Source organism: Anaeromyxobacter sp. SG64, from assembly GCF_022690745.1.
Lineage (GTDB): Bacteria > Myxococcota > Myxococcia > Myxococcales > Anaeromyxobacteraceae > Anaeromyxobacter > Anaeromyxobacter soli.
In genome coordinates, this window is the sequence record NZ_JALCZB010000120.1 from 1 (window position 1) to 11,488 (window position 11,488).

Sequence of the window (11,488 nt, forward strand, 5' to 3'; positions counted from 1 at the left end):
CGAGGGCGACGCGGCCGAGGCGCGCCGCCGGGCGGCGGACGCCGAGCGCCGCGCGGAGCTCGCCGAGGCCGAGGCGCGGCGCAAGGGCGAGGAGTCCGCCAAGGCCTCCGGCGCGATCGCCCGCGCGGAGGCGCTCGAGCAGGAGCTCGACGCGCTCCGGACCGACCTCGTCGTCGCGCGCGGAGAGGCCGAGGGCGCCCGCGGCGAGGCGGAGAAGCGCACCGTCGAGCTCCGCAAGCGCGTGCAGGAGCTCGAGGCGGCGAACGCCAAGAACGAGGAGCGCGTGCTCCGCGCCTACCAGAAGATCAAGGGCGACGAGAAGGTGCGCGACAAGGTGCGCAAGGCGCTCGCGATCGCGGCGCAGCTCCTCGACGAGGGTGCGCCGGCGGAGCCGGGAGCGAAGGACCCGCGCGCGGCGCCCCCTCGCGAGTAGCGCGGCCTACCCCAGCGCCTCTTCCTCTTCGTGAAGCTCTCCGTGCAGGCGGAGATCCAGGCCGAAGTAGCGGAGCATCCGCTGCTGGTGGCGCGTGAGGCCGCGGAGCTGGAGGCGTTCGCCGCGCTGCGCGAGATCGCGCGCGACGGCGGCGAGGCCGAAGTCCTGGCAGTCCCGCACCTGCGAGAAGTCGACGACGAGCGCGTCGCTCGAGGGGATCTCGCCGAGCCAGCCGGTGAGGCGCGTCGCGGCCCGCCCGTCGAACGTTCCACCGATACGAATGACCAGCTCCCCGTGCGCGCCTCGCGTCACGTCCATCATCTCGTTCACCTCGCGATTGCGAGCGTCTAGGGTGTGGCCGCCCTCCCGGGCGGTCAACTTCCGACCCCAAGCGAGCCCCACTGCGACGCGGTCTCGCGGGGTTTCACTCGCCTGTTCGCGAATCGTGCTCGGCCGTTTAGTGCGTCTCGGCTCCGGGGATCTCCTGCGACATCTCGTCGCCGCCGCTCGCGGCCCGCATGGCGCCGAGCGCGGCTCCGATCGCGATCAGGTTCGTGGGCGAGAGCGCCGCGCGCGCCGCCGCCTTCACGAACGGGCGCATGACCGGCCACAGCCCGCCTCCGAGGACGAACCCGGCCGCGGCGGCGACCCCCAGGACGGCCATCGGCCGCTCCTGCATGTGCCGCTCGAGCTCGACCTGCTCGGCGAACCGCGTCACCGCGTCGCGGGCCTGGCGGCTCACCGACTTCAGCGTCTCGCCCACCTCGTTCATGTCGTCCATCGCCGCCATGTCTCCCGCCCCCCTCGTCCCTCGGTCGTCCATGGGCGCGCTCAGGTCCGCGACATGAGCCTGCCGAGCACGAAGCCCAGCCCGGCGGCGATTGCGATCGCCGCGACCGGGCGCTCGCGCGCGAAGTTCCGGACGATCTCGCCCGCGTCCTCCGCGTACCCGCGGAGCTCCTCGATCCGATCCTGTACGTCCTGGGCGATGTCGCCCGCACCTTGCCTCATGTGCGACACGGTGCTGCCGCCGTTCTCCATGTGCCAACCTCGAGCGTGAAAGGGATCCTCTCGGCAAGGTAGAGGCAACGTGCCGGACGCGCCAAAGCCCCGTGGAGGCGGCGGCGGCGGTCCGGACGGGCGTCCCGGTGGCCGGCGGATCGTCCTGCACCCCCCCGGGGCTCGAGGCTCGCGACGGAGCGCCCGGGCGGGCGGCGGGCCTCAGCGGCGCGCCGCGCGCCGCCGACGTACGGCTCCGAGGAGCTCCGTCAGCTCGGCGATGCCGAGCGCGCGCGCGGCGGCGAGGTAGGCGAGGCCTCCCGCGGCTACGGGGACGAGCCCGAGCGAGAGCTGGCGCCCGAGCCCGCCCCCCGCGCCGAGCAGGCGCGAGAGCCCATGCTCGGTCGCCCACGCGGCGACGCCGAGCACGGCGGTCGCGACGAGCACGCGCCCGAGCTGGGCCGCGATCCCGACGCCGCCCAGGCCGCCGTGGCGGCGCCGCCAGGCGAAGGCGAGCACGAGGAAGTTCACCCCGGCGGCGATCGAGGTCCCGAGCGCCACGCCGCGGAAGCCGAGCACGGGCCAGAGCGTCACGTTGAGCGCCACGTTCGACGCCATCCCGAGGACGCTGCCGACGACCGGCACCCGCGCCTCGTCGAGCGCGTAGAAGGCGGGCGCGAACACCTTCACGCCCGAGTACGCGTACAGCCCGATCGCGTAGAACACGAGCGCCTGCGCCGTCGCCGCCGTGTCCTCCGGGCGGAATCGGCCGTGCTCGTAGATCATGGAGATGATCGGGCGCGCCAGGACCGCGAGCCCCACCGCGGACGGCACGTTCAGGAACGCCACGTGCCGCATCGCCGCCCCGAGTGTCGCCTTCACCGCCGGCATGTCGCGCGCGGCGGCGCGCTGCGCGACCCCCGCCCCCGCCACCGTCGCGATCGCGACGCCGAACACGCCGAGCGGGAGCTGCATGAGCCGGAAGGCCATCTGCAGCCACGTGTTCGCGCCCACCTGGTGCGACGCGAAGACCGTGTTCACGAGGATGTTCACCTGGGTCGCGGAGAGGCCGACGACCGCGGCCCCCATGAGCCTGCCGATCCGGCGCAGCCCCGGGTCGGCGAGCGCGTCGCGCGCCAGGGTCGGCCGGATCCGGAAGCCGAGCGCGTGGAGCGCCGGGAGCTGGGCGGCGAGCTGCATCACCCCGCCGACCATCGTCCCCACCGCCCAGCCGACCACCGCGCGCTCGGGCGGCCAGCCCGCCGCCCACAGCCCGAGCCCCACCGCGATGGAGCCCACGTTGAAGAGCGCGGGGGCGATCGCCGGCGCGGTGAAGCGGCTCTGCGCGTTCAGCATGCCCATCGCCACCGCGGCGAGCGACACGAGGAGCAGGAAAGGCATCATGATCCGCGCGAGCAGCGCGGCGAGGCCGGACGCCTCGAGGCCCGGCGCGATCACCGCCACGAGCCCGCCCGCGAAGACGACCCCGAGCGCGGTGAGGATCCCGACCGCGAGGAGCACGAGCGCGACGACGGCGTTCCCGAGCCGGTAGGCGGCCTCGCGGCCGCGGTTCCGGTGCGCGTCGGCGAACGCCGGGACGAACGCGGAGGAGAGCGCCCCCTCCGCGAAGAGGTCCCGCAGGAGGTTCGGGATCCGGAACGCGACCACGAAGGCGTCGGAGAACCGGTTCGCGCCGATGAGGATCGCGAAGAGCTGGTCCCGCGCGAGGCCGAGGACGCGCGAGATCATGGTCGCGGCGGACAGCCACAGCGCCCGGCCCACGCGCACCGGCGCGGCCGAGGTGGCCCCCGAGGCTGCGCCCGGGGTCGCGCCCGCGGGCGCCTGCGTCGGTTGCGTCATCTGGGTCGTGGTCCCTGCTCGGCGGCGGCCGCTAGTGCTTGCCCATCGCGGGGCCGCGCGCGGCGGCCTCCTTCTTCATCAGGAAGGACTTCGCCTGCGCCTGGATCGTCTGGGGGACGTTCCGGTCTCGGGCGAGCTCCTTGATGTCCTTCTCCTGCAGCGTGTACATCATCTTCAGCGCCGTCGGCAGCGGGACCTTCGGGTTCTTCACGAGCGAGATCTTGATCGCGTAGGTCCGCGTGAACTCCCGGTTCGAGTAGATGTACCGGAGCACGTCCGAGCTCACCGTCCGCGAGTTGGCGAGGCCGAGGATCTCACCGTCCGTGATGCGGGGGCTCGTCGCGGCCGCCATCGACACGAGCTTGTTGGAGTCGCGCAGGAGGAGCGTGCGCGCCTCCTTGTTGCCGAGGGTGGCGAGCTTGATCTTCTCGGCCACCGACATGCGCATGACCCGCTGCGTGATGTTGAGCTTCTTCTTCTCGTCCTCGGCCGTCTGCGCCGCCGCGGCCGCGCCCTGCTCCTGGGCCAGCTCCGCGCCGTAGTCGCGCATCAGGGCGGCCGCGGTCTCGACCGGCTCGGGCGCCCTCGCGCTCGGGTCCACCCCGTGGATCCGCACGTGCGCCGCGACGAGCTGCGGGACGTCGAGCAGCGTGAGGCCGTTCCGGACGCAGAAGTCGCACGCGCCGTCCACCGTCGAGGCGAGCGCGCTCGGGTTCCGGCACAGGGCGCGGATGATCTCGTCGCAGCGCAGGAGCCTGAGCTCGTTCTGGCGGACGATGTCGACGAGCCGCTGCGACACCGAGGCCGCGAGGCGCGCCACGGTGGCGTCCGGCGTCGCCGGGTTGAGGAGCACGAGCTCGAGCGCGGCGTCCTTGCCGGCGAGCCTGTCGGCGAGCCAGTCGAGGACCTGCCCCGGGACCCCCTCGGCGCGCAGGGCCACGCCCCAGAGCTTGTCGGGGAGCCCCTCCGCCGTCTTCTGCGCCGTGGCGGCGACGGTCGCGTCGCCGTCGAACGACAGGAACCAGAGGAGCGTGACGAGGTCCCCGGGCGCGACGGCGGGGACGAGCCCCTTCGCGCCCATCGTCCGCAGCGCCGCCGGCGCCTTCTCGTCGGCGTGCTTCTGGAGCGGCTTCGGCAGCGTGTCGAGCGGCAGCGGACACCCGGGCATCTCGGCTCCTAGACGACGGCTCGCGATCCGATCGGATCGTCCGTTCAGGGCGCCTCCGGCGCCTCGGCCGGTGAGCCGAGCGCGACGGGCGACACCTCGTAGACCGGCGCGCGGCGCCGGCGCCAGCGGTGGCGCAGCTTGCCGAGCGTCCGGTTGAGGGGGTTCTTGCGGGAGAGGAACGGCAGCACCGGGTCGCTCCGGGTGCCGAGCGCCTCCCGGGCGGCGAGGAGCCGGACGTCGCGGGGCCACAGCTCGAGCCCGCGCGCGATGGCGCGGACGGAGCGGTCGCGCTGGTTGAGGGCGAGGTGCACCCGCGCCAGGTTGAGCAGGAGCTCCGGGTCCGGGCCCGAGGCGCGCACCGCCTGGTCGCACAGCGAGACGCCCAGGTTCGAGTTCCGCTCGACGAGGACGAGGGTGACGCCGTACCAGGACATCGCCCGCGGCGCGCGCGAGTCGCGCCGGAACGCGCGCTCGAAGGCGGCGTGGGCGCCGTCGACGTCGCGGGCGGCGAACGCGGCGAGCCCCTCCTCGAGGGCGGCGTCGCCCGCCGGCTCGGGGGCGGCCCGTGGCGGGGAGAGGGGCTCCGTCACCGGTTCCGCTCGTGGAGGAGGCGCAGGCCGTCGAGCGTGAGGTGCTCGTCCACCTCGGTGATGGTCTTCGAGACGCCGGCGATGAGCGCGGCGAGCCCGCCGGTGGCGACCACCTTGGGGCCGAAGCCGAGCTCGTCCGCCATCCGCGCGCAGATCCCGTCCACCAGGCCGACGTAGCCGTACACGAGGCCGCTCTGGATGGACGCGACGGTGTTCTTGCCCACCACGTGCGGCGGCTTCTGGAACTCGACGCGCGGGAGCTTCGACGCGTGCCGGAACAGGGCGTCCATCGAGATGGCGATGCCGGGGCAGATCGCGCCGCCCAGGTACTCGCCCTTCGGCGAGACCGCGTCGAACGTGGTCGCGGTGCCGAAGTCGACCACGATGAGCCCGCAGCGCCACCGCTCGTACGCGGCGACCGCGTTCACCACCCGGTCCGCCCCGACCTCGCGCGGGTTCTCGTACAGGATGGACATCCCGGTCTTCACGCCGGGGCCGACGAAGAGCGGCTTCACCTTGAAGTACCGGAGCGACATCTGCTCCAGGGTGAAGGCGAGGGGCGGCACGACGCTCGAGATCGCCACCGCCGTCACGGCCGCGGGGTCGAGCCCGGCGGCGGCGAAGAGCTGGCGGGCCAGGATGCCGTATTCGTCGTAGGTCCGGGTGTGGCTCGTCTCGATCCGCCAGTGATGGCGGAGCGAGGCGCCCTCGTAGGCACCCAGGACGGTGTTGGTGTTGCCGACGTCGATGGCGAGCAGCACGGCCGGAGCCTAGCGTCGCCTCCCAGCCGGGGTCAACGCGGTCGGCGCCTCCCGGGCCGCTATCGCGGCCGGAGCAGGGCGACGTCGCCCGAGAGGATCCGCTCCACGCCCGCGCGCCCGCGCACGAGGAGCGCGCCGGTCGCGTCGATGTCCTCGGCGATCCCCACGATCTCGCGCCCGTCCGTCCTCACGGTCACCTCGCGGCCCAGGGTGACGGAGCGCTCGCGCCAGGCCTCGCGGATGACGCCGAACCCCTCCTCCGCGTGCCGGTCGATCCAGTCCTCGAGCGCGGTGAAGCAGGCGGCCGCGAAGAGCGCGCGGGGCGCGGGGGTGCGGCGCTCGATGGCGAGGCTCGTCGCCTCCGCGCGCAGCTCCTCCGGGAAGTCCTCCGCGCGCGCGTTCACGTTGACCCCGACGCCGATCACGACCCAGTGGACGCGGTCCGGCTCGGCGGCGAGCTCGGTGAGGATGCCGGCGAGCTTCCTCCCCGACGCGAGGAGGTCGTTCGGCCACTTGATCCCCGCCTCCACCCCCGCCTGGCGGATCGCCTCGCAGATCGCGATCGAGGCGACGAGCGTCAGCTCGGAAGCGCGGGCCGGCGAGAGGTCGGGCCGGAGGATCGCGGAGAAGTAGAGGTTGCGGCGCGGGGGCGAGACCCACGCCCGGCCGCGGCGCCCCCGGCCGGCGGTCTGCGTCTCGGCGACGACGATGGTCCCGTGCTCGGCGCCCGCCTCGGCGAGCTCCTTGGCGCGGTCGTTCGTCGAGCCGAGCTCCTCGTGGCAGTGCAGCTCCCGGCCCAGGTCGTGCGTGTTGAGCAGCGGCCGGAGCTCCAGCGCGGTGAGCCGGTCGGGGACCTCCGCGAGGCGGTACCCGCGCGCGGGCACGGCGTCGATGCGGTAGCCCTGCGCGCGGAGCGCGTCCACGTGCTTCCAGACGGCGGCGCGGGTGAGGCCGAGCTTGCCGGAGATGGCCTCGCCCGAGACGAACTCGTCGCCCGCCTCCGCCAGGAAGGCGAGCACCAGCTCCTCGCTGCTCGAGGCCTCCGCCATGCTGCGAGGACGCTACGCGAGCTCGAAGGAGATGTCGACCGCCCGGGCCGAGTGCGTGATGGCACCCATCGAGACGAAGTCGACCCCGGTCGCGGCGACCCGCGGGAGCCGCTCCAGGGTCATGTTCCCGCTCGCCTCGAGGAGCACGCGGCCGTTCGCGCGACGGACCGCCTCGGCCATCGCAGCGTCGTCCATGTTGTCGAGCAGGACGATGTCCGCGCCCGCCGCCACGGCCGCCTCGAGCCCCGGGAGGTCCACCACCTCGACCTCGATCTTGAGCATCGCGCCGGCCTGGGCGCGGGCGCGGCGCACCGCCTCGGCCACCCCGCCGCAGGCCGCGACGTGGTTGTCCTTGATGAGGATCCCGTCGCCGAGGGCGAAGCGGTGGTTCTTCCCCCCGCCGGCCCGCACCGCGGCCTTCTCGAGCATGCGCCAGCCCGGGGTGGTCTTGCGCGTGTCGAGGAGGCGCGTCCGGGTGCCGCCGGCCTCGAGCGCGTCGACGCAGCGGCGCGTCGCGGACGCGACGCCGGACAGGCGCTGCAGGAAGTTGAGCGCGGTGCGCTCGGCGGCGAGGAGCGCGCGGACCGGCCCCGTGGCGACGCCGACCACCTCGCCGCGGAGGGCGCGCGCCCCGTCCGCTCGATCGAAGCGGCACTCGGCGCCGAGCCGCTCGAAGACCCGGACGGCGACGGCCGTCCCGGCGAGGGTCAGCTCCTCCTTGACGAGGAACTGCCCCTCCCCCATCGCAGCCGGGTCGATCGTGGCCTCGCTCGTGACGTCCCCGAGGAGCAGGTCCTCCTCGAGCGCGAGATCGACGAGGCGCTCCGCGTGGGCCGAGAGCCGAGGCATCCCGGGTGCTACTTCCTGCCGCGCCGCGCCGCCGCCTTGCGCGCGCCCTTCTTCGCGGCCGTCTTGCGCGCCGGGGCCTTCACGACGCGCTTCGCAGCCGCCTTCTTCCCGCCGCGAGCCGCCGCCTTGCGAGCGGGGGCCTTCTTCGCGGCCACCTTCTTGCCGCCGCGGGCCGGCTTCGCGGCGACCTTCTTGGCCGCGGCCTTCTTCGCCGGCTTGCGGGCGGAGCGGCGCGCCGGCTTCTTCTCCTTGCGGAGGCCCTCGATGCCGGAGACGACCGCGCTCGAGGCTGCCTTCGCGATCTCCGTCGCGGTGGCGACCACCTTCTCGACGGCCCCGGCGACCGCCGTCTGCACCTGACCGGCGGCCTCCTGGACGGCCGCGGCCGGCGTGGACGGCGACTCCTCGGTCGTGGGCTTCTGCTCGTTCTGGTTCTCCATGGATTGCCTCCTCGTGGAAAGCGTCTCGGAACCCGAGAGCATTGCACGATGCGCTTCGAGCTTGTGCTTTTTTTCGCGGAGCTCGACGAGCCGCGCGCGATCCTTCTCGACCACCTCCGCCGGCGCCTTCGCGACGAAGCTGGGGTTCTCGAGCTTCTTCCCGACCGAGGCGAGATCCTGATCCAACTTGGCGATTTCCTTCTCGATTCTCGCCGCCTCCGCCGCGAGATCGATCGCGCCGGCGAGGCCGACGCGGACCTCGAAGCCGGCGCCGACGGCCACCGCGCTCTGGCCGCGCTTCGCGGGGACCGCCCCGTCGGAGAGCACGCGCGCGTCCTTCACATTGGCGAGCCGGTGAATGCGGCCGAGCTCCTCGCGAACGGTCGCCTCGGCCTCCGCGTCGAGCGAGCCGAGCTCCACGTCCTCGAGCACGACCTTGAACGGGATGTTCATCTCCCCGCGGATGTTGCGGATGGCGTCGACGACGCCGATCACCGGGCCGAACCCGCGCTCGGCGGCCTCGTCCACCTCCGCCGCGCGCGGGTAGCGCGCCGCCAGGATCGAGTCGGGCCAGCCGTCCGCGCCGACGCGCGCGCGGAGCACGTGCCAGAGCTCCTCGGTGATGAACGGCATGAAGGGATGCAACAGGAGGAGCGCGGTCTTGAGCGTGTGCGTGAGCGTCGCCTGCGCCGCCGCCTTCTTGCCGGCGTCGTCGCCGTAGAGCGCCTCCTTGGCGAGCTCGATGTACCAGTCGCAGAGCTCGCCCCACACGAACTGGTAGACCGTGCTCGCCGCCTCGTTGAAGCGGAACCCCTCGAGCGCCGCGAGGGTGTCGTTCACGGCGCGCTGCGTGCGCGCCAGGATCCAGCGATCGGCGGGGGTCATCGCGAGCTTCGTGGGGTCCACGTCGCGGTGGACGTGGCCCTCGAGGTTCATGAGCGCGAAGCGCGTCGCGTTCCAGAGCTTGTTCGCGAACGCGCGGTAGCCCTCGATGCGGTCCTTCGCGAGCTTGATGTCGCGCCCCTGCGCGGTGAGCGCCGCGAGCGTGAAGCGGAGCGCGTCCGCGCCGTACTGCTCGGTGATGACGAGGGGGTCGATCACGTTCCCCTTCGTCTTCGACATCTTCTGGCCCTTCTCGTCCCGCACCATCGGGTGCAGGTACACCGTCCGGAAAGGCACCTCGCCCATGAAGTGGATCCCCATCATCATCATCCGGGCGACCCAGAAGAAGATGATGTCGTGCCCCGTCTCCATGACGGACGTGGGGTAGAACGTCTCGAGCGTCTTCGTCCGGTCCGGCCAGCCCATGGTCGAGAACGGCCAGAGCGCCGACGAGAACCAGGTGTCGAGCACGTCCTCGTCCTGGCGCAGCGCTCCCTTGCCGCAGGTGGCGCACGCGGACGGCGTCTCGCGCGCGACGGTGACGTGGCCGTCCGGACAGTACCAGGCCGGGATCTGGTGGCCCCACCAGAGCTGGCGGCTGATGCACCAGTCGTGGATGTTGCGCATCCACGCCATGTACGTGTTCGTCCACTGCTCCGGGATGAAGCGCGTCCGCCCCTGCTCCACCGCCTCGATCGCCGGCCGCGCGAGCGGCTCGATCTTCACGTACCACTGGTCGGAGAGGAGCGGCTCGAGCACGGTCTGCGAGCGCTGGCAGCGGCCGAGCGGGAGGACGTGCGGCTTCGTCCCGCGATCGAGCCCCTTCTCGGCGAGGAGCCGCTTCACCTCCTCGCGCGCGTCGAACCGATCCCGGCCGGCGAGCGGCCCGGCCGCCTCGGTCATCCGCCCGTCGAGCCCGATGACCGTGAGCTGCTCGAGCCCGTGGCGCTTGCCGACCTCGAAGTCGTTGAAGTCGTGCGCGGGCGTCACCTTCACGGCGCCGGTGCCGAACTTCGGATCGACGAGGATGGCGTCGGCGACGATCGGGATCTCGCGATCGAGGAGGGGGTGGCGCACCTTCTTGCCGACGAGCCCCCGGTAGCGCTCGTCCTCCGGGTGGACGGCGACGGCGGTGTCGCCGAGCATCGTCTCCGGCCGGGTGGTGGCGACCACGATCTCGCCGGAGCCGTCGGCGAGCGGATAGGCGAACGACCAGAGCTCGCCGGGGTGCGCCTCCTCGTGCTCGACCTCGAGGTCGGAGAGCGCGGTGCGGCAGTCGGGGCACCAGTTGATGAGCTTCTTCTCGCGGTAGACGAGCCCCTCCTCGTGCAGGCGCACGAAGACCTCGCGCACGGCGCGGGAGGACCGCTCGTCCATCGTGAAGCGCTCGCGCTCCCAGTCGAGGGAGGCGCCGAGCGCCTCGTGCTGCTCGCCGATGCGCGAGCCGAAGCGCTCCTTCCACGCCCACACGCGGCGGAGGAACTCCTCGCGGCCGAGGTCGTGGCGGCTCACCTTCTCCGTCTTCTTGAGCTCCTTCTCCACGATCATCTGCGTGGCGATGCCGGCGTGATCGGTGCCGGGGAGCCACAGGGTGTTGAAGCCGCTCATCCGCTTCCAGCGGATGAGGACGTCCTGCAGGGTCGCCGTGAGCGCGTGGCCGAGGTGCAGGGAGCCCGTCACGTTCGGCGGCGGCAGCACGATCGAGAACGGCGGGCGCGTGCGGTCGTTCTCGTCGCCGTGGAAGTAGCCGCGCTCGAGCCAGAAGGGATACCAGCGGGCCTCGACCTCGCGGTGCTCGTAGCCCTTCGCGAGCTCGGTCCGGTTGTCGTTCTCCATGACGTCTCGATTCGCCCTCCCGCCCGGCGTGCGGACGGGAGGGCCTGATGAGGTTGTCCTTGCGGGATGGCGCCGGGCGCTCAGCCCTGGCGCGACTTCACGAGGCGGTCGAGGTTCTCGCGGATGATCGTCTCCGCGAGCTCGGGTACCACCTCCCATACGATGCGCTCGATGACCTCGCGGGAGGCCTTCGAGAGCGCGTCGCGGAGCGCCGTCTCGCCGCCGTCGGCGGCGGAGGCCGCGGCGGGCGCGTGGCCCGTCGTGGCCGCAGGCGGCACGAACTCGTGCATCGGAGCGAGCTCCGGCGCGGGCGCCTCGGCCGGCGGCAGCTCGATCGGCGCGGGCGCGCGCGGCGCCGCGTCGAGCCCGAGGCCGAGGTCGAGCGGCTCGTGGCGCGCCTGCGCCGCCTCTCCCATGTCCACGTCGCTCCAGTCGTCGTCCTGGCGCGGCGCGACGACGGGCGCGGGCTGGGCGGGCGTTCCGAAGCCGAAGGGATCCTTGCGCACCGGCGCGGGCGCGGGCTGCGCCACGGGCGGCGCCGGCCGGGCCGGCTGGACCGGCGTTGCCGGGCGAGCTGCCTGCGGCGGCGCGCCGAGGAAGGACGCCGGACGCGGGCCGGCG

Annotated in this window: 10 protein-coding genes and 2 pseudogenes; 1 reads left to right on the top strand and 11 read right to left on the bottom strand. The window is 73.3% G+C overall.

What is annotated here, in order from left to right; genetic code table 11:
- Positions 1–433: pseudogene (locus MNZ29_RS21745) on the top strand (response regulator); the annotation flags it as partial.
- Positions 434–439: 6 nt separating this feature from the next.
- On the opposite strand, the gene MNZ29_RS21750 reads toward MNZ29_RS21745, so the two are convergent.
- The 11 genes and pseudogenes from MNZ29_RS21750 to MNZ29_RS21800 form a co-directional block, all read right to left on the bottom strand.
- Entirely contained in the window at positions 440–754 is a 315-nt protein-coding gene (locus tag MNZ29_RS21750) for an STAS domain-containing protein (protein WP_242356697.1), read from the bottom strand.
- 136 nt (positions 755–890) lie between these two features.
- Complete coding sequence (locus MNZ29_RS21755) at positions 891–1,214, bottom strand: hypothetical protein (protein ID WP_242356699.1); 324 nt, start codon at positions 1,212–1,214, stop codon at positions 891–893.
- Between the two features lie 50 nt (positions 1,215–1,264).
- Entirely contained in the window at positions 1,265–1,474 is a 210-nt protein-coding gene (locus MNZ29_RS21760; protein WP_242356701.1) for a hypothetical protein, read from the bottom strand.
- Positions 1,475–1,654: 180 nt separating this feature from the next.
- Positions 1,655–3,292: a murein biosynthesis integral membrane protein MurJ gene (gene murJ / locus MNZ29_RS21765; RefSeq protein ID WP_242341092.1), complete on the bottom strand. Its 1,638-nt coding sequence runs from the start codon at positions 3,290–3,292 to the stop codon at positions 1,655–1,657.
- 31 nt (positions 3,293–3,323) lie between these two features.
- Complete coding sequence (locus MNZ29_RS21770; RefSeq protein ID WP_242341091.1) at positions 3,324–4,460, bottom strand: hypothetical protein; 1,137 nt, start codon at positions 4,458–4,460, stop codon at positions 3,324–3,326.
- Between the two features lie 44 nt (positions 4,461–4,504).
- A complete protein-coding gene (locus tag MNZ29_RS21775; protein WP_242341090.1) occupies positions 4,505–5,050 on the bottom strand; it encodes a M48 family metallopeptidase in 546 nt (181 codons plus the stop codon).
- Positions 5,047–5,811 (bottom strand): type III pantothenate kinase, encoded by a 765-nt coding sequence (locus tag MNZ29_RS21780; protein ID WP_242341089.1) that lies wholly within the window; start codon positions 5,809–5,811, stop codon positions 5,047–5,049. The genes MNZ29_RS21775 and MNZ29_RS21780 overlap by 4 nt, the downstream gene beginning before the upstream one ends.
- A 59-nt stretch (positions 5,812–5,870) precedes the next feature.
- Positions 5,871–6,860: a biotin--[acetyl-CoA-carboxylase] ligase gene (locus tag MNZ29_RS21785; RefSeq protein WP_242356703.1), complete on the bottom strand. Its 990-nt coding sequence runs from the start codon at positions 6,858–6,860 to the stop codon at positions 5,871–5,873.
- Positions 6,861–6,872: 12 nt separating this feature from the next.
- Complete coding sequence (nadC, locus tag MNZ29_RS21790; protein WP_242356705.1) at positions 6,873–7,709, bottom strand: carboxylating nicotinate-nucleotide diphosphorylase; 837 nt, start codon at positions 7,707–7,709, stop codon at positions 6,873–6,875.
- Between the two features lie 8 nt (positions 7,710–7,717).
- The gene (locus tag MNZ29_RS21795) at positions 7,718–10,867 is read right to left on the bottom strand and encodes a valine--tRNA ligase (RefSeq protein ID WP_242356706.1); all 3,150 of its coding nucleotides are present in this window, start codon (positions 10,865–10,867) and stop codon (positions 7,718–7,720) included.
- Between the two features lie 80 nt (positions 10,868–10,947).
- Positions 10,948–11,488 (bottom strand): annotated as a pseudogene (locus MNZ29_RS21800) (response regulator); the annotation flags it as partial.